Genomic DNA, 18,210 nt, shown 5'->3' on the forward strand with positions numbered 1-18,210 from the left:
CAGGTCGCGCTCTCCGGAAGGGTTTGGGAATCGATCCGGATGCCTCTAGCACAAAACGGGAACATGTCCTATTTTTTCACCGCCTCGTAGCGCCGCTCATAGCGGCGGCCGAGGCCGGTCAGGAGTTCGTAGTCGATGGTGCCGCCGGCGCGCGCCACGTCCTGGATGGGCATGTGGCGGCCGAAGAGCTCGATGAAGTCGCCGGCGCGCACGCTGCCGGGCGGCAGGTCCGTCACGTCGAAATGGGTGAGGTCCATGGTGACGCGGCCGATCAGCGGCACGGTGCGGCCATGCAGCACACCTCTGGCACCCGCAATGTTCGCCGTGCGCAGCGGCACGCCGGAGCCGGAGAGGCTGCGCATGTAGCCATCCGCATAACCGACGGCGGCCACCGCGATGCGGGTATCTCGGGTAAACACCATGGACGCGCCGTAGCTGACGCTCTCGCCGGCCTTCGCCTCGCGCACCTGCAGGATGCGTGCCTCGGCGGTGACGACGGGTTTCATCGGGTTCGGCACGTCGTTGACGGCAGCACCGCCGTAAAGCGCGATGCCCGGGCGGGTGAGGGTGAAATGATAGTCCTCGCCGAGAAAGATGCCGGCGGAATTGGCGAGCGTCGCATCGATGCCGTCGAAGGCCTCGATGGCGGTGCGGAAACGCTGGAGCTGCTGCCGGTTGAGCGGGTGGCTCGGATCGTCGGCGCAGGCGAGGTGGCTGAGCAGCATGATCGGCGAAAAACTCGCCGGGCGCGCGACATCACCCGCCAGCGCCAGCGCATCCTCGACCCGGAGGCCGAGCCTGCTCATGCCGGTATCGACATGCAGCACGCAGGGCAGGTCGCCGCCATCGGAGATCGCCGCCATGAAGGTGACGAGCTGTTCCTCCGAGACGATGACCGGCACGAGGTCGAATTCGAAGAACAGCCGTTCCGAGCCGGCCCACATGCCGGAGAGCACATAGATGCGGACATCCGGCAGCAGGGTGCGAAGGGCAGCACCTTCTGCCGGGGTGGCGACGAAGAAATCGCGCGCGCCCGCCTGGTGGAAGGTCTTTGCCGCCGGCTCCAGCCCGATGCCGTAGGCGTCGGCCTTCATGACGGCGGCGGTGCGCGCGGCGCCCGAGCGTCGCGCCATGGCGCGCCAGTTGTCGAACAGCGCGGAGAGGTCGATCGTCAGGCGGGCATGGTCCTCGCCGGCGACGGGAAGGGTGGAACGGGCGGGCGTGTGATGCGTGCTCATGGTTTTGAGATACAGCCTGTGGATCATGGCGGCAATACGCCCGCAGGCCGCATTGCCGGGGCGAAGGGGCGCCTCTATGGTGCGGCCCAAAAAACCGGGAAGTAAACGGGGAAGCACATGCGGGCGCGGACACGGACGATCGTTTTGGGCGTGGCGCTGGCCGCAGCCTGTTTCGCGCCGGCCGCCGCGCAGGATGCGCCGACGGATGCCGAGATGCGCGAGGCGCATGCGGTGCTGCTCGGCCTTGCGCAGGACGGCGCCGTGCCGGAGCGCGACGACAGCGCGGACATCTATTATTCGATCGTCGACAACCCGAATGCGCCGCGGCTGGTGACCCGGCTCGAAGTTTCCGGCGCGCCCTGCCGCGCGCGCACCACGTCTGCCCTGCAATTTCCCGATCAATGGGCAAGCCTGACGCTCGGCATCGTCGACCTCAGCCGCGTCACCGCCGTGACGGCCTATGCCTCGGTCGACGACATGATCGCGGAAGGAAACCCCGTCGCCTTCGATGCGCCGGAGGCGCAGCAGATCGTTTTGACAGGGAAGGGGCTGCTCTGCACCAGCCGCATGTCGCTCTCCGGCGAGAGCGGCGCGCCTGATGATATGTGCGCCGACAGGCTCGACCTGCCGATGATGGACGAGGAGCAGAAGGCACGCGCCAAACGCGCGCTCGCCATCGTCGCGGATTTCTGCAAGGCCCCGGCTTTCGGGAAGAAGTGACGGCCGGAAGCGGCACCTAGACTATCCGCACGACCTTTCTTTTCGTCATGGTCGGGCTTGACCCGACCATCCACGCAACACCCGCTGCCTGGATCCTCGGGTCAAGCCCGAGGATGACGGAGGAGGAGGTGTGCCGAATTTTGGAGCGGTCCGCCTCAGTGCTCGTACTGGCTGAAGGACGGGTCGGCGAGGTCGGTGAAGCGGGTATATTCCGACTGGAAGGCGAGTTTTACCGTGCCGGTCGGTCCGTGACGCTGCTTGGCGATGATGACGTCGGCGGTGCCCTTCACGGCCTCGAACTTCATCTTCCACTCTTCGTATTTCGGGTCGAACTCGTCGCGCGGCTCCATGTTCTTCACGTAATATTCCTCGCGGAACACGAAGAGCACCACGTCGGCGTCCTGTTCGATCGAGCCCGATTCGCGAAGGTCGGAGAGCTGCGGGCGCTTGTCCTCGCGGCTTTCCACCTGGCGGGAAAGCTGGGAGAGCGCGATGATCGGCACGTTCAGTTCCTTGCCGAGCGCCTTGAGGCCCGTGGTGATCTGGGTGATTTCCTGCACGCGGTTGTCGCTCGACTTGCCCGAGCCGGTCATGAGCTGGATATAGTCCACCACCAGGCAATCGAGGCCGCGCTGGCGCTTCAGGCGGCGCGCGCGGGCGGAAAGCTGGGCGATCGAGATACCACCGGTCTGGTCGATATAGAGCGGCACCTTCTGCATCATCTGGGAGCAGGCGACGAGCTTCTCGAAGTCGGCCTCGGAAATGTCGCCGCGGCGGATTTTCGACGAGGAGACTTCCGTCTGCTCGGAGATGATACGGGTGGCGAGCTGTTCGGAGGACATTTCGAGCGAGTAGAAGCCGACGACGCCGCCGTTCTTCGGCTTGAAGGACCCGTCCGCCTGCACTTCCGGCTCGTAGGTCGCGGCGATGTTGTAGGCGATGTTGGTGGCGAGCGAGGTCTTGCCCATGCCGGGGCGTCCGGCGAGAACGATCAAGTCCGAGCGCTGGAGGCCGCCCATGCGGGCGTCGAGCGAGTGGATGCCGGTGGAGATGCCGGAGAGCGAGCCGTCGCGCTCGAAGGCCGCCCCCGCCATGTCGATCGCCTGGGCGACCGCATCGTTGAACGACTGGAAGCCGCCGTCGTAGCGGCCGGTCTCGGCGAGCTCGAACAGGCGCCGTTCGGCGTCCTCGATCTGGGTCTGCGGCGGCATGTCGAGCGGCGCATCATAGGCGATGTTGACCATGTCCTCGCCGATATTGATCAGCGAGCGACGCAGCGCCAGGTCATAGATCGCGCGGCCATAGTCTTCCGCGTTGATGATCGTCACGGCACCGCCGACGAGGGCGGCCAGGTATTGCGAGACCGTATGCTCGCCGACCTTCACGTCCGTCGGCAGGTGCGTCTTGAGCGTGATCGTCGTGGCAATCTTGCCCATGCGGATCATGTCGCCGGCGACTTCGTAGATCTTGCGGTGCAGCGGCTCGTGGAAATGCACGGGCTTCAAAAAGTCCGAAACGCGGTAATAGGCGTCGTTGTTGAGGATGATGGCACCGAGCAGCGCCTGTTCGGCCTCGATGTTGTTCGGCGACTCGCGGTGATGCAGCTCCGCATTGTCGCGATTTTGCTGGTTGAGCTTTCGCGCAGCGTCGTTCATCGTCCCGAATCTCCCCGTCCCTGTTTCCGAAGCCCGCTGGTTTCTTCGCTTTGCCGGAAGGGGTCAAGCGCTTCCGCAGGCTCTCGCCGTTTAAGCCCGTTGTTAGACTTTTCCACAGGCGGCGGGGACACAGCAAGTCCGGATTGCGCCGGGCCTGCTGGCTTTCGGTTGACTCACATCCCGAATCTCAGAGCGAGGCCGAATCTCAGAGCGACGCCTCCTGCGGGAACTGCCGCGCGCCGCGCCGGTCGCCCTTCGGATTGCCCTCGTGCGCCTTGAGACAATCCTCGCCGCGCCCGATATATTCGCGTGTCAGCGGCACGGCCTCTTGGTCATGCGCGAGCTGGAGCTGGAAGACAACGAGGTTCTGCCAGCGGAAGGCGCTTTCGGAGGCTGCCAGGTAGAACTCCCAGATCCGGCAGAATTTTTCGTCATAGAGCGCCTTCGCCTCGTCGCGCCTTGCCATGAAGCGTTCCCGCCAATGGCGCAGCGTCTCGGCATAGTGCAGCCGCAGGATCTCGACGTCGGTGACCGCCAGCCCGCTCTTTTCCACAGCCTGCATTACCTCGGAAAGGGCAGGGATGTAGCCGCCCGGGAAGATGTACTTCTCGATGAACGGGTTGTTGGCGGAGGGCCGGTCCGTGCGGCCGATCGTGTGCAGCAGCATCACGCCGTCGCGTTTCAGCAACGACGCGCTCTTCTTGAAGAAGGTCAGGTAATTCGGCCGGCCGACATGCTCGAACATGCCGACGGAGACGATGCGGTCGAAGGGGCCTTCCGTGTTGCGGTAGTCCTGCAGCAGGAATTCGATGTCGCCAGCAAGCCCGGCCTCGTTCGCCCGCTTCACGGAGAGCGCGTGCTGCTCGTCGGAGAGCGTCACGCCGGTCACCTTGGCGCCGAGCTGGCGGGCAAGGTAGAGCGCCATGCCGCCCCAGCCGCTGCCGATGTCGAGCACGCTCTGGCCAGGCCGGTTGATGTTGAGCTTGGCCGCGATGTGGCGCTTCTTGGCAAGCTGCGCCTCGTCGAGCGTCTGGTCCGGCCGCTCGAAATAGGCGCAGGAATATTGCCGGTCCTGGTCGAGGAACAGGTCGTAGAGCGCGCCGGTCAGGTCGTAGTGGTGCTGGACGTTGCGGCGCGAGCGCACGATGCTGTTCTTCTCGCGCGCCCAGCGCAGGAGGTAGCGCCCGCGCTCCAGCACGCGGCTCCAGAATGTGTCGTAATATTTGAAATCGGGACTGCCGGTGAACACGGCCTTGAGCAGGCCGTATATGTCGCCTTCGATGATGTCGACATCACCGGTGCCGTAGTGATGGCCGAGATAGTAGGCGGGATCGAGGGCGATGCCCCACACGGCCTTCCTGCTGTTGAGACGCATGTGGACCGGGTTGCCCGTGCCGTCGCCGAAGACCTGGCGGGTTCCGTCCGGGTAGGTGATCGTCAGGTTTCCGGTCTCGACGAGGCGGGAAACGAGAGCCTGTACAATGAATTTCATTCGCTAAACTCCGTCGCGCTTAAAAACGTGGCGGGACGGGTCTGGGTCGGAAACCGGCCTGGGAAGCGGCCCGACCGCCAATCCAGTCTAACGAAGTATAAATATTGATGCGGGAAGCCGGATTTCAAGCCGTGCTTTTTGGCCCTTGAAACGAAAACGGGCCGGCAGAGCCGGCCCGTCCTGGAAAATGCCTGACGATCAAGCGTCTTCGTCTTCGCCGTCAGCTTCCGGATCGAAGAAATCTTCCGGCTTCAGGGCGTCTTCGTCGATGCCGTAGATGGCGTCGGCCGAGGTGAGGCTTTCGCCCTTGGCCTGGCGCTCGGCTTCGTCGGCGGAGCGGGCAACGTTGAGCTCGATGGTGATCTCGACTTCGGCGTGCAGGTGCAGGACGACCTTGTGCAGGCCGATCGCCTTGATCGGGGTGTTGAGTTCGACCTGGTTGCGGCCGATGTTGAAGCCTTCGGCTGCAAGCACTTCGACGATGTCGCGGGCAGCGACCGAGCCGTACATCTGGCCGGTTTCGCCGGCGGAGCGAACGACGATGAAGGACTTGCCGTCAAGCTTTTCGGCAACCGACTGGGCTTCCGACTTGCGCTCGAGGTTGCGGGCTTCGAGCGTCGAACGCTCGGATTCGAAGCGCTTCTTGTTGGCTTCGTTGGCGCGCAGCGCCTTGCCGAGCGGCAGCAGGTAGTTACGGGCAAAGCCGTCGCGAACCTTTACGGTTTCGCCCATCTGGCCGAGCTTGGCGATGCGTTCGAGGAGAATGACGTCCATTTTAGAGTTCCTTTCGTGACGTTCAGGTGTTCTGGTTTTTCTTTTCCGCCGGGCCGGTGGGCGTCAGCGCGATGGTGCGCCGCGTGTCCATCAGGCCCAGAATGAGGATGACGAAGACCGGTATCGTGAAGAGCAATACCGAGAGATAGACGAGCCACAGGACGGGAAGCCGCCAGGACTTGCCGCGTGTCCTGAAATGCAGGCTCGCGAAGCCGGCGAGCACGAAACCGGCCCCGAAGGTGCCGCAGACGAGCGCGCCGATGATCGCCGGGACGCCGCCGAAGAAGGCGACGAGGAGACCGGCGAGGAAGAAGAAGATGGCGTTGCGGTGCATGCGCAGCGTCGAGGGCATGTCCTCGCGCGGGCGAAGACCCTTGCCGGAAACGCGCACGATGAAGCTTGCGATGTAGTAGGCCGCAAACAGCAGGAAGACCCAGAGCGCGCCCTGCACCAGCGGCAGCGCCAGCGCGAACACGGCCTTGAGCTGCGCGATTGCCGTCGCATCCGGATTGTAGAGCGGCTCCTGCGCCTTCAGTGTCTGGATGACGATATCGACCAGCTGGCTCGCCATGGCGCTGTCGTAGCCGACGATCGCGCCGACCGCGATCATGCCGAGCGTCACCATGATGGCGAGATGCACGAGGATGTTGGACAGCGGATACCAGGCGAGCGCGTTGTCCGGGCCGCCGAGCTCGGAGGCGGGGCGGGCGAGGTTCGCGAGGTTGGAGAGCCAACCGGCCGGGATCAGCGTGATGATGACGATCAACAGCGCGAAATAGGAGGAGACGAGGGCCGATGCGATGGCGCCGCCGGCGACGACCGCGATCAAGGCGCTGGCATTGCCCCAGCCGAGGCCGGCAATGAGAATGGGAAGGGCGGACGCGGCGTAAAGCACGATCGCAAACGACGACTGCGCGTTCGCGCTCAGCGAAAGCAGAGCGGCGGTCACACCGGCAATCAGGCCGGTCGCAATCGATGTCGGCGTCAGGTTCTTCACGGTTCGCTGTCCTGTCTGGTCAGACAGTTAGAGGAGTTTCCTGACAAACTGATTCAGGACCGTCTCCCCAACATGGGTTTTGGCTTTTAAAAAGCCGGCGGCTCCGATCCGCGCCCAACGCGGAAGGGAAATGGGGAAGGCGGCGCAAACCGTCTTCCCCGGAGTCATGTGCCTCGGCCCGACGTCGAGTCAGGCCGCAGAGTCACGTCATTACGCTACGACGTAGGGCAGCAGGCCGAGGAAGCGGGCGCGCTTGATCGCCTTGGCGAGTTCGCGCTGCTTCTTCTGGGAAACGGCCGTGATGCGGGACGGAACGATCTTGCCGCGCTCGGAGATGTAACGCGACAGGAGACGGACGTCCTTGTAGTCGATCTTCGGAGCGTTTGCGCCCGAGAAGGGGCAGGTCTTGCGGCGGCGGTGGAACGGACGGCGTGCCGGAGCGGAGGAAGTATCAGCCATTGTCTTAATTCTCCTTCAGCTTCGATTACGCGCGGTCTTCGCGCGGGCGGCGTTCGCCACCACGGTCCGGACGATCGCCGAAGTCACGGCGCGGCGGACGGTCGCCGAAGTCGCGGCGCGGGCCACGGTCGTCGCCATCGCGGCGCGGACGGTCGTCGCGGTCGCGCTTCTGCATCATGGCCGACGGGCCTTCTTCGTGGGCTTCCACGGCGATGGTCATGTAACGAAGAACGTCTTCGTTGATGCGCATCTGGCGTTCCATTTCGTGGATCGCAGCAGCCGGGGCATCGATGTCCATCAGGGCGTAGTGTGCCTTGCGGTTCTTTTTGATGCGGTAGGTCAGGGACTTGAGGCCCCAGTTTTCGATACGGCCGACCTTGCCGCCGTGTGCTTCGATCACACCCTTGTACTGTTCGACGAGACCGTCGACCTGCTGGGCGGACACGTCCTGGCGGGCCAGGAATACATGTTCGTAGAGAGCCATGTGGCTTTGCCTTTCTTGCGTTTACACCCGAAACCGGCGCCAAGCCTCAACGACAGTTCTTAAGGAGCCAAAGGCCCGAAGCAAGAAAAGCGTTAATCCAGACGGTCGAGAGCGGAGACACGGGAGGCTAGAGCCCTTGGCTCCAAACGGCATTCCCAAAGGAAAGCCGGCCCTCCGTTCAGCCACCAGCCGATTGACCGGGTGTGTTGAACAGCGCGCTTATACGGATTTTTGCGCCGAACGCAAGGGCTGGCGGGCGAAAGCCTTGCCCCGTTTTGCAACAGGGGCGGGAACCAAATCGCGAATGCCGCATTCTTCCTTCCGATCCAACCAGATGGAGTGACCGACATGCAAGACCCGAACCTTGTCAATCGTCCCCCGGAAGATCGCTTGACGCGTCCGGTGGATGACCGTGGCCCGACCGTCGTCAACCAGACGAGCCGCGGCAGCGGCACCGGCGGCTGGGCCGTCGCTGTAATCCTGGCTGTCCTCGTCGCCGTGGGCATCTTCTATTTCGTCGGCAGCGGAACGCCGGGTGACGGCGTCGATCCGAATGCCAATACCTCGGCAATCGGCACGACCGATACGGCACCGGCCGGTGGCACGACCACCGAAGGCCAGACTGGCGGCACGCAGACGCTGGAAACCCAGCCGAGTGGCGGCCAGCCGGCTGAAGGTGGTGGCGCAACCACGACCACCCCGTAACGTCACCCGACAGGGGCGCAAACGAAGAAACCCGCTGGAAACGGCGGGTTTCTTTTGTCTGTCAGGTCGAACCGGCCATTTGCGCGAAACTCTTTCCGGTTTTTTTGAAGAATCGCTTTCGACGAACTCGGCTAGCCTGATCCGCCCGAAGTCTGGAGGTTTCGGGCACGCCCTTGGGGCGAAAACGACCGAGCCGGGAGGAGAAGGCATGACTTACCGCAACGATCGTGCGCAAGCACGACGCCGTGAAGCCGCGCGCAAAAGCGGGATCTTGAGCGAGGTCCGCGCATGAACGCCCATACGCATCCGGATCTGCCGCCGTCGCCATCAAGCGAACTGGTCTTCGCGCTGGAGGATCGGCCGAAGCCGCCGATCGCCCTTCTCGCCGCCATCCAGCACCTGCTCGCCATCATCGTGCCGATCGTCACGCCGGGGCTCCTGATCTGTCAGGCGCTCGGCGTTTCCGCGCGTGATACGAACATGATCGTTTCGATGTCGCTGGTCATTTCCGGCATCGCGACCTTTGTCCAGTGCCGCCGGTTCGGGCCGCTCGGCGCCGGCCTGCTGATCGTCCAGGGCACCAGCTTCAACTTTGTCGGCCCGCTGATTGCCGGCGGCGTGCTGATGGTCAATTCGGGCACGCCCGTCGAGGCGGTCATGGCCTCCATCTTCGGCGTGGTGATCGCCGGCTCCTTCATCGAGATGGGGCTTTCGCGCGTGCTTCCGTTCATCCGCAAGCTGATCACACCGCTCGTCACCGGCATTGTCGTGCTAATGATCGGCCTGACGCTCATCAAGGTCGGCCTCATCAGCATGGGCGGCGGTTTTGGCGCCATGAAATCGGGCACGTTTGCCAATGGCGAGAACCTGCTGCTGTCCGGCACCGTGCTCGCGCTGATCATCGGCTTGAACCGCATCCAGGTCGTTTGGGTCCGCAGCAGCGCCATCATCATCGCGCTCGGCGTCGGTTATGCTCTGGCAGCCTGGCTCGGCCGGCTCGATTTTGCCGGCATCCACCAGGCCGCCTGGTTCCAGGTGCCCACACCGCTGCATTTCGGGCTGGATTTCTCCTGGACGCTGTTTGCGCCCATGGTGGTGATCTACCTGGTGACCTCGCTTGAGGCGATCGGCGACATTACCGCCACCAGCAAGATCTCGCGCCAGCCGGTCGAAGGCCCGGTCTGGATGGAGCGGGTGAAGGGCGGCGTGCTGGTCAACGGCGCGAACTCGTTCCTCGCCGGCATCTTCAACACCTTCCCGAGTTCGGTCTTCGCGCAGAACAACGGCATCATCCAGCTCACCGGCGTCGCCAGCCGCCATGTCGGCGTCTATATTGCAGGCGTGCTTGTCATCCTCGGCCTGTTCCCGGCCATTGCCGGCGTCATCCAGGCGGTGCCGGAGCCGGTGCTGGGCGGAGCGGTCATCGTGATGTTCGGCGCGGTCGCCGCCTCCGGCATCAACATCCTGGCCGGCGTGCAGCTCGATCGCCGCGCGCTGCTGATCATCGCCATTTCGCTGGCGCTGGGTCTTGGCGTGTCGCAGGTGCCGGAATTCGTTTCGCACATGCCGCGCTTCATGAAGGACGTGCTGGAATCGGGTGTGGCGACCGGCGGTCTCTGCGCCGTGCTGTTGAACTGGCTGCTGCCGGAAACGCAGGAGCCGAAGCCCATCCATTGATGATTGGTCCGGGCGGCCCAGGGCCGCCCGGCCTGTCTTTTACATCGGCGCCGGATAGAGTCGGTGGATGCGGCGAATGCCGTTCAGCACTTCGGGGGACAGCTCCAGGTCCTTCGCCCCGATGTCCGTCTTCACCTGTTCCATCGTCGTCGCGCCGATGATGACGGAGGCCATGAAGGGCCGAGTCAGGCAGAAGGCGAGCGCCATCTGGGCGGGATCGAGCCCATATTCCTTTGCAAGCGCCACGTAGGCACGCACCGCCGGCTCCTGATGCGGCTGGTAGCGGCCGCCGAGATCGCCGTTCTTCGTCAGGCGCGAGCCTTCCGGCCGGGCACCGTCGAGATATTTGCCGGTCAAGAGCCCGGCGGCGAGCGGCGAATAGGCGAGCAGGCCGATATCCTCGTGGTGGGACACTTCGGCGAGGTCGAGATCGTAGGCCCGGTAGAGCAGGTTATACTCGTTCTGGATCGAGGCGACGCGCGGCAGGTCCTTCTCTTCGGAAAGCTTCAGCAACTGCATCGTGCCCCAGGCCGTATCGTTGGAAAGGCCGAAGGCGCGCACCTTGCCGGCCTTGACGATGTCGCCGATGGTCTCGTGGATTTCCAGAAGCTCGGCGGCGACCTTTTCGCGATCCTGCTTCGATGGATCGTAGCTCCAGGCATTGCGGAAGTGATAATGCCCGCGGTTCGGCCAGTGCAGTTGGTAGAGGTCGAGATAGTCGGTCCCAAGGCGGGAGAGGCTGTTGTCGATCGCCTCCAGGATGCCGGCGCGGCTCATCGGCTGGCCGCCGCGAATATAGGGACGGCCGGGGCCGGCGACCTTTGAGGCGAGCACCACCTTGTCGCGGTTGCCGCGCGCCTTCATCCAGGAGCCGATGAAGCGTTCGGTGTCCCCGTAGGTTTCGGGGGAGAGGGGCGTGGTCGGATAGAGTTCGGCAGTATCGATAAAGTTCACGCCCTGGGAGAAGGCGTAGTCGAGCTGGTCGTGCGAGTCCTGCTCGCTGTTCTGCGAACCCCAGGTCATCGTGCCAAGGCAGATTTCCGACACGCTGATGCCGGTCCTGCCGAGCGGATTATATTTCATGGGAGGAGAAATCCTGTTGTGGGAACGGCGCGAATGTAGGCCGGTCGCCGCAAAGTGCAAGCCGGAAGTCTGTGCGAAGCCCTTGGAAATGCCGGCCGCGCGGCTTGCGGGATTGGCCCGACGCCTTGACTCGGCCTTCCGGAATGTGAATGGAAAAGAAAACATAAGATGGGAGACCCCCGATGAGCGTAGCATTCACCTTCCCCGGCCAGGGCAGCCAGGCCGTCGGCATGGGCAAGGATCTCGCCGAAACCTTCCCGGAAGCGCGCGCCGTTTTCGCGGAAGTCGACGAGGCCCTCGGCCAGAACCTTTCCGCCATCATGTTCGAGGGACCGGAAGAGACGCTGACGCTGACGGCGAACGCCCAGCCTGCGCTGATGGCCGTCTCGATCGCCGTCATGCGCGTGCTGGAAGCGCGCGGCCTGTCGCTGAAGGATCAGGTCTCCTATGTCGCCGGCCATTCGCTCGGCGAATATTCCGCGCTCTGTGCCGCCGGCACTTTCTCGCTGGCCGATACTGCGCGCCTCCTGCGCATCCGCGGCAATGCCATGCAGTCGGCCGTGCCGGTGGGCGAGGGCGCCATGGCGGCGATCATTGGTCTGGAGCAGGCGGATGTGGAAGCGGTCTGCCAGGAAGCCTCCAAGGGCGGTAGCTGCCAGATCGCCAATGACAATGGCGGCGGCCAGCTCGTCATCTCCGGCTCCAAGCCCGCCGTCGAAGTCGCGGCCCGGCTCGCGACGGAGAAGGGCGCCAAGCGTGCGCTGATGCTCACCGTCTCCGCCCCCTTCCATTCGGCCCTGATGGCGCCCGCCGCCGACGCCATGCGCGAGGCGCTCGCCGGCGTTGCGGCCAAGGCCCCGGTCGTGCCGGTCGTCGCCAACGTGCGTGCGGCCCCGGTCAGCGATCCCCAGGAAATCATCCGCCTGCTCGTCGAGCAGGTCACCGGCCAGGTGCGATGGCGCGAGACGGTCGAATGGTTCGCGAAGAACGACGTCACCACGCTTTATGAAGTGGGCTCCGGCAAGGTCCTGACCGGCCTCGCACGCCGCATCGACAAGTCCGTCACCGGCATCGCCATCAACACCCCCGCCGATATCGACAGCGCGCTCGCCGCGCTCATCGGCTGATCTCTCTTTAAAGGAGCGAAACCATGCTTGATCTTACCGGCCGCAAGGCCCTCGTTACCGGCGCGTCCGGCGGCATCGGCGAAGAGATCGCCCGCATCCTCCACGCCCAGGGCGCCATCGTCGGCCTGCACGGCACGCGCGTCGAGAAGCTGGAAACGCTTGCCAACGAGCTTGGCGAGCGCGTCCATATCTTTCCGGCAAACCTTTCCGACCGCGCTGAAGTAAAGGCGCTGGGCGAGAAGGCGGAAGCCGAGCTCGGCGGCGTCGACATCCTCGTCAACAATGCCGGCATCACCAAGGACGGCCTGTTCGTGCGCATGAGCGACGACGACTGGGATGCGGTTCTCGAAGTGAACCTGACGGCGGTCTTCCGCCTGACACGCGAGCTCACCCACCCGATGATGCGCCGCCGGTATGGCCGCATCATCAACATCACCTCCGTCGTCGGCGTCACCGGTAATCCGGGCCAGGCGAACTATTGCGCCGCCAAGGCCGGCATGATCGGCTTCACCAAGTCGCTGGCCGCCGAGATCGCGACCCGCAACGTGACGGTCAACTGCGTCGCCCCCGGCTTCATCGAAAGTGCGATGACCGGCAAGCTGAACGACAAGCAGAAGGACGCCATCATGGGCGCCATCCCGATGAAGCGCATGGGCACCGGGGCGGAAGTCGCCTCCGCCGTGGCCTTCCTTGCCTCGTCGGAAGCCTCCTACATGACAGGCCAGACGCTGCATGTGAACGGTGGCATGGCGATGATCTGACAAGGGGCAAAGCGCCCGGTCAACCAGCTGAAATTGCATGTTGACCGCCGGAGCCCCAGCCATTTTCGCACTTTGCGACAGACATAAACCGTGTTAATCGGGCCATGACTGTCAGCAGTCGACCGTGAAATGCCTGCGCGTTCAGGCGGTACAAAACAGTATCGCCAATGCCGCATTGCCGGTTGAAGGGATTGCCGGATGTGTTCTTGAGGCACATCGGGCGTGTTGAGTGTCCGGTGCCGTGACAGGCGCCGATCAAAAACAAAGGTCGAGGAATCCGACATGAGCGACGTAGCAGAACGCGTAAAGAAAATTGTCATTGATCATCTGGGTGTTGACGCCGAAAAGGTCAGCGAAGGCGCAAGCTTCATCGATGATCTTGGCGCGGACTCGCTCGACACCGTCGAACTGGTCATGGCGTTCGAAGAAGAATTCGGCGTCGAGATCCCGGACGATGCTGCTGACTCGATCCTGACGGTCGGCGACGCGGTCAAGTTCATCGAGAAGGCCCAGGCCTGATCTGACTTCCGGCGGGCCGCTTTGTGCGGCCCGTCCCGGTCTCCCATGGGAGGCCGCACCTCCTCGTCGAGGCGATAAAGATAAAAGCAGGTAGGGTGGATCACGAACGATGAGGCGTGTCGTTATCACGGGGACCGGCATGGTATCCCCGCTCGGCTGTGGCACTGAAATCAGCTGGACCAGGCTTCTTGAAGGCCGTAGCGGCGCAGCCAGGGTCACCACTTTCGAGGTCGATGACCTTCCCGCAAAGATTGCCTGTTCCATCCCGCTGGGTGATGGCACCGATGGCACCTACAATCCTGACCAGTGGATGGAGCAGAAGGAACGCCGCAAGGTCGATCCCTTCATCGTCTACGCCGTCGCTGCCGCCGACATGGCGCTTGCCGACGCCGGCTGGCATCCCAAGACCAACGAAGACCAGATCGCGACCGGCGTGCTCATCGGCTCCGGCATCGGCGGCCTCGAAGGCATCGTCGAGGCCGGCTATACGCTCCGCGACAAGGGTCCGCGCCGCGTCTCGCCCTTCTTCATTCCCGGCCGCCTGATCAACCTTGCCTCCGGCCAGGTCTCGATCAAGCACAAGCTGCGCGGCCCCAATCATTCCGTCGTCACGGCCTGTTCGACCGGCGCGCACGCCATCGGCGATGCCAGCCGCCTGATCGCGCTCGGCGACGCCGACGTCATGGTGGCGGGCGGCGCCGAATCGCCGATCTGCCGCATCGCGCTCGCAGGCTTTGCCGCCTGCAAGGCGCTCTCGACCGAGCGCAACGACGACCCGACCGCAGCCTCGCGGCCCTATGACCGTGACCGCGACGGCTTCGTCATGGGCGAGGGCGCCGGCGTCGTCATCCTGGAAGAGCTGGAACACGCCAAGGCGCGCGGCGCGAAGATCTATGCGGAAGTCGTCGGCTACGGTCTGTCCGGCGACGCCTTCCACATCACGGCACCGGCCGAAGACGGCGACGGCGCCTATCGCTGCATGCAGATGGCGTTGAAGCGCGCCGGCATTCCGGCAAGCGAGCTCGACTACATCAACGCGCACGGCACCTCCACCATGGCCGACACGATCGAGCTCGGCGCCGTCGAGCGCCTGGTCGGCGATTCTGCCCCCCGCGTCTCCATGTCGTCCACCAAGTCGGCGATCGGGCATCTGCTCGGTGCCGCCGGTGCGGTCGAGGCGATCTTCACGGCGCTGGCGATCCGCGACAACATCGCGCCGCCGACGCTGAACCTCGACAATCCCGACGTCGAGACGGCGATCGACCTGGTGCCGCACAAGGCGCGCAAACGCGAGATCAACGTGGCGCTGTCCAACTCGTTCGGCTTCGGCGGAACGAATGCGTCCATCGTTTTGAAGCGATACGCCTGATTCCGGGGATAAAAACCCGGCACGCCACACACCCGAATGCGAAGAGCGGGGTCGATCCTGCTTTTGCCGTATTGCTCTGTTGGAAGACGTCGAGCAATGCCCGAACATGAGGACAGTCCGTGAGCGACACGAACGATTCCGGCGAGACGCAGTTTGGCCGCGGCGAGGCATCCGGCCAGCCGCGCATCATTCCCAAGTCCGCCAGCGAGGCCCTTCGGCCGGAACAGGTGCCGCAGCCGCCGAGCCGAAAGCGCTCGCGCAAGGCCCGCAGCCAGATCGTCATCTTCCTGAATTTTGTCATGACCGTGGTCGTCTTCGCCTCGATCATCGGCATCGGCGTGTTCTATTACGGCGTGAAGAGCTACGAGGAACCGGGTCCGCTCACCGCCAACACGAACTTCATCGTGCGCGCCGGCGCCGGCACGAACGAGATCGCGGCCAATCTCGAACGCAACAATGTCATCAGCGACAGCCGCGTCTTCCGCGTGCTTTCGCGCGTCTATCTCGACGGTGACACGCTGAAGGCCGGCGAATACGAGATCAAGGCCGGCGCCACGATGCGCGAGATCGTCGAACTCCTGAAATCCGGCAAGTCGATCCTCTATTCCGTCTCCGTGCCGGAGGGGCTTACGGTCAAGCAGGTGTTCAAGCGCTTGACCGACGATCCGGTGCTCGAAGGCGATCTGCCGGCCGAGCTTCCGGCCGAAGGCTCGCTGATGCCCGATACCTACAAGTTCTCGCGCGGCACCAAGCGTGCCGATATCCTGCATCAGATGCAGGACGCGCAGAAGGCGCTGATCGACCAGATCTGGGAGCGCCGCGACGACGACCTGCCGGTCGCCACGCGCGAGGAATTCGTGACACTCGCCTCGATCGTCGAGAAGGAGACGGGCAGGGCCGACGAGCGCCCGCGCGTCGCCTCGGTCTTCCTGAACCGGCTGGAGAAGGGCATGCGCCTGCAATCCGACCCGACGATCATCTACGGCATCTTCGGCGGCGACGGTAAGCCGGCGGACCGCCCGATCTTCCAGTCGGATCTCGAAAAGCAGACGCCGTTCAACACCTACATCATCAAGGGCCTGCCGCCGACGCCGATCGCCAATCCCGGCCGCGCGGCGCTCGAAGCCGTGGCAAACCCGTCGCGCACCCCGGACCTCTACTTTGTCGCAGACGGCACCGGCGGGCACGTCTTTGCCGAGACGCTCGACGAGCACAACCAGAACGTCCGCCGCTGGCGCAAGCTGGAAGCGGAGAAGGCGGCAGAGGCTGCGAAAGAGGCGGAAGCGGCCGGCTCCCAGTAAAAGGAGGCCGGTGGGCGACCGGGCGCTGCCTTTGATGTGGATCGCCACGCGATCCGCCGGCTTGGCCGTTTCCAACCCCGGCAAACTGCTTCACTTTGAGCGCGTGATTCCGTGCGAGGCCCCTCGCGCGGTTTCGGCGCAGCTGTTGGCGAACCCCGGCGGGCGCCAGGGGAGGACGACATGACATTGCAATCGATGACCGGCTTTGCGCGGGTCGAGGGAACCAGCGGGCGCACCCGCTGGGCGTGGGAGCTGCGCTCGGTCAACGGCAAGGGCCTCGACCTCCGGCTCCGCATACCACCCGGTTTCGAGGCCATGGAGGCCGATGTGCGGCGCGTGGCCGGCGAGGCGTTTTCGCGCGGCAATCTCCAGATCGGCCTTGCCGTCAGCGTCAGCGAGCCGCAGATCGAGGCGGTGGTGAACCAGGGCGCGCTCTCCGCCGTGCTGGCGCTGCGCGACCAGCTTGCCGGCATCGTCGATCCCGCCCCCCTCAAGCTCGACACGCTGCTGGCGGTGCGCGGCATCGTCGATTTCCGCGAGGCCGAGGAGAGCGAGACGGAGCGCATGGCGCGCGACGGCGATATCCGCGCGGGCTTTGCCGAGGCGATCCGCTGTCTTGCCGACATGCGCGCGAGCGAGGGCACGGCGCTTGCCGGCGTGCTGCTCGGCCAGGTCGCCCGCATCGAGGCGCTGACCGCCGTGGTGGAGGCCGATCCGTCGCGCAGCGTCGCGGCGATTGCCGAGCGGCTTTCGGGGCAGGTGGCGCTGCTCATGCAGGGCACGACGGCGCTCGATCGCGACCGGCTGCACCAGGAGGCCGCCCTTATCGCCACCAAGGCGGATTTGCGCGAGGAGATCGACCGGTTGAAGGCGCATGTCGCGGCCGCGCGCGAACTTCTGGCGCAGGGCGGGCCGGTCGGCCGCAAGCTCGATTTTCTCGCACAGGAATTTAACCGGGAATCGAATACGATCTGTTCCAAGTCGAACGCCGCTGCTGTAACGGCTGCAGGTATCGAGCTGAAGGTCGTCATCGATCAGTTCAGGGAACAGGTCCAGAATCTGGAGTAGGCCATGGCCGAGCCGTCGAAACATATCCAAATCGAACGCCGCGGGCTCATGCTCGTCATCTCCTCGCCATCGGGCGCCGGCAAGTCGACAATCGCGCGCAACCTGCTGGAGGCCGATCCGGGTCTCAGCCTGTCGGTCAGCGTCACCACGCGCCAGCGCCGCGCGAGCGAAATCGCCGGCCGGCACTATCATTTCATCAACCACAAGGAATTTGAACGCCTGCGCGACAGCGATGCGCTGCTCGAATGGGCCGAGGTGCACGGCAATTTCTACGGCACGCCGCGCGAGCCGGTGGAAGAGGCGATGTCCGTCGGCCGCGACATGCTGTTCGACATCGACTGGCAAGGCGCCCAGCAGCTCCAGGAAAAGATGCCGGCCGACGTCGTCTCGATCTTCATCCTGCCGCCCTCGATGACCGAGCTGCAATCGCGTCTGCATCGCCGCGCCGAGGATACCGAAGAGGTCATCCAGACGCGGCTTGCCAATTCCTGCGCGGAAATCGAGCACTGGCGCGAATACGATTACGTCATCCTCAACGACGACCTCTCCGTCGCCTTCGACGCGGTGCAGAGCATCGTGAAGGCCGAACGCCTGCGCCGCGACCGACGGCATGGGCTGTTCGAGTTCGTGACGAAGCTGGTGACGGAGAAGCCGGTTCTTTAGGCGGTAGCAAAGCCGGCGGAGCGATACCCCCCTCTGCCCTGCCGGGCATCTCCCCCTCAAGGGGGGAGATCGGCAAGAGGCGAAAATCTTGCACAATCAGCAACGCTGGAGATAGGCG

Annotated in this window: 18 protein-coding genes; 10 read left to right on the plus strand and 8 right to left on the minus strand. The window is 64.4% G+C overall.

Going from position 1 to position 18,210, the window contains the following annotated elements; all coding sequences use genetic code 11:
• Positions 1-68: 68 nt before the first annotated feature.
• Positions 69-1,238, minus strand: coding sequence for an alanine racemase (gene alr, locus GB927_RS19275; RefSeq protein ID WP_256118833.1), 1,170 nt, complete (start codon positions 1,236-1,238; stop codon positions 69-71).
• Between the two features lie 117 nt (positions 1,239-1,355).
• On the opposite strand from alr, the gene GB927_RS19280 reads away from it, so the two are divergent.
• Positions 1,356-1,958: a hypothetical protein gene (locus tag GB927_RS19280; protein ID WP_256118834.1), complete on the plus strand. Its 603-nt coding sequence runs from the start codon at positions 1,356-1,358 to the stop codon at positions 1,956-1,958.
• A gap of 155 nt (positions 1,959-2,113) precedes the next feature.
• On the opposite strand, the gene GB927_RS19285 is transcribed toward GB927_RS19280, so the two are convergent.
• The 6 genes from GB927_RS19285 to rpsF form a co-directional block, all read right to left on the minus strand.
• Positions 2,114-3,613, minus strand: a complete 1,500-nt coding sequence (locus GB927_RS19285; RefSeq protein WP_256118835.1) for a replicative DNA helicase — start codon at positions 3,611-3,613, stop codon at positions 2,114-2,116.
• 205 nt (positions 3,614-3,818) lie between these two features.
• Positions 3,819-5,105 carry a cyclopropane fatty acid synthase gene (locus GB927_RS19290; protein ID WP_256118836.1) on the minus strand — a complete coding sequence of 429 codons (1,287 nt, stop codon included), beginning with the start codon at positions 5,103-5,105 and terminating at the stop codon, positions 3,819-3,821.
• A 198-nt stretch (positions 5,106-5,303) separates the two neighbouring features.
• A complete protein-coding gene (gene rplI / locus GB927_RS19295; RefSeq protein ID WP_256118837.1) occupies positions 5,304-5,879 on the minus strand; it encodes a 50S ribosomal protein L9 in 576 nt (191 codons plus the stop codon).
• Positions 5,880-5,901: 22 nt separating this feature from the next.
• Positions 5,902-6,876 (minus strand): YybS family protein, encoded by a 975-nt coding sequence (locus tag GB927_RS19300; RefSeq protein WP_256118838.1) that lies wholly within the window; start codon positions 6,874-6,876, stop codon positions 5,902-5,904.
• A 210-nt stretch (positions 6,877-7,086) separates the two neighbouring features.
• Positions 7,087-7,335: a 30S ribosomal protein S18 gene (rpsR, locus tag GB927_RS19305; protein ID WP_069059269.1), complete on the minus strand. Its 249-nt coding sequence runs from the start codon at positions 7,333-7,335 to the stop codon at positions 7,087-7,089.
• 25 nt (positions 7,336-7,360) lie between these two features.
• Positions 7,361-7,819 carry a 30S ribosomal protein S6 gene (rpsF, locus tag GB927_RS19310; RefSeq protein ID WP_256118839.1) on the minus strand — a complete coding sequence of 153 codons (459 nt, stop codon included), beginning with the start codon at positions 7,817-7,819 and terminating at the stop codon, positions 7,361-7,363.
• A gap of 390 nt (positions 7,820-8,209) precedes the next feature.
• Here rpsF and GB927_RS19315 point away from each other — a divergent pair, with 390 nt between their 5' ends.
• Positions 8,210-8,524: a hypothetical protein gene (locus tag GB927_RS19315; protein ID WP_256118840.1), complete on the plus strand. Its 315-nt coding sequence runs from the start codon at positions 8,210-8,212 to the stop codon at positions 8,522-8,524.
• Between the two features lie 288 nt (positions 8,525-8,812).
• Positions 8,813-10,201 carry a nucleobase:cation symporter-2 family protein gene (locus GB927_RS19320; RefSeq protein ID WP_256118841.1) on the plus strand — a complete coding sequence of 463 codons (1,389 nt, stop codon included), beginning with the start codon at positions 8,813-8,815 and terminating at the stop codon, positions 10,199-10,201.
• A gap of 39 nt (positions 10,202-10,240) precedes the next feature.
• Here GB927_RS19320 and GB927_RS19325 read toward each other — a convergent pair whose 3' ends face one another.
• Positions 10,241-11,284, minus strand: a complete 1,044-nt coding sequence (locus tag GB927_RS19325) for an aldo/keto reductase (protein ID WP_256118842.1) — start codon at positions 11,282-11,284, stop codon at positions 10,241-10,243.
• 182 nt (positions 11,285-11,466) lie between these two features.
• On the opposite strand from GB927_RS19325, the gene fabD reads away from it, so the two are divergent.
• The 7 genes from fabD to gmk all read left to right on the plus strand — a co-directional run bounded on the left by fabD (position 11,467) and on the right by gmk (position 18,092).
• Positions 11,467-12,411 carry an ACP S-malonyltransferase gene (fabD, locus tag GB927_RS19330; protein ID WP_256118843.1) on the plus strand — a complete coding sequence of 315 codons (945 nt, stop codon included), beginning with the start codon at positions 11,467-11,469 and terminating at the stop codon, positions 12,409-12,411.
• Between the two features lie 23 nt (positions 12,412-12,434).
• Positions 12,435-13,172 carry a 3-oxoacyl-[acyl-carrier-protein] reductase gene (fabG, locus tag GB927_RS19335; RefSeq protein ID WP_256118844.1) on the plus strand — a complete coding sequence of 246 codons (738 nt, stop codon included), beginning with the start codon at positions 12,435-12,437 and terminating at the stop codon, positions 13,170-13,172.
• 282 nt (positions 13,173-13,454) lie between these two features.
• Positions 13,455-13,691, plus strand: coding sequence for an acyl carrier protein (locus GB927_RS19340; RefSeq protein ID WP_018327362.1), 237 nt, complete (start codon positions 13,455-13,457; stop codon positions 13,689-13,691).
• A gap of 109 nt (positions 13,692-13,800) precedes the next feature.
• Positions 13,801-15,060, plus strand: coding sequence for a beta-ketoacyl-ACP synthase II (fabF, locus tag GB927_RS19345; RefSeq protein ID WP_256118845.1), 1,260 nt, complete (start codon positions 13,801-13,803; stop codon positions 15,058-15,060).
• Between the two features lie 119 nt (positions 15,061-15,179).
• On the plus strand, positions 15,180-16,361 hold the full coding sequence (mltG, locus tag GB927_RS19350; RefSeq protein ID WP_256118846.1) for an endolytic transglycosylase MltG: 1,182 nt from the start codon (positions 15,180-15,182) through the stop codon (positions 16,359-16,361).
• Positions 16,362-16,541: 180 nt separating this feature from the next.
• On the plus strand, positions 16,542-17,429 hold the full coding sequence (locus GB927_RS19355) for a YicC/YloC family endoribonuclease (protein ID WP_256118847.1): 888 nt from the start codon (positions 16,542-16,544) through the stop codon (positions 17,427-17,429).
• 3 nt (positions 17,430-17,432) lie between these two features.
• Entirely contained in the window at positions 17,433-18,092 is a 660-nt protein-coding gene (gene gmk / locus GB927_RS19360) for a guanylate kinase (RefSeq protein WP_256118848.1), read from the plus strand.
• Positions 18,093-18,210: the final 118 nt, after the last annotated feature.

The sequence above is a fragment of the Shinella lacus genome, from assembly GCF_010994755.1.
Taxonomy (GTDB): Bacteria; Pseudomonadota; Alphaproteobacteria; order Rhizobiales; family Rhizobiaceae; genus Shinella; species Shinella lacus.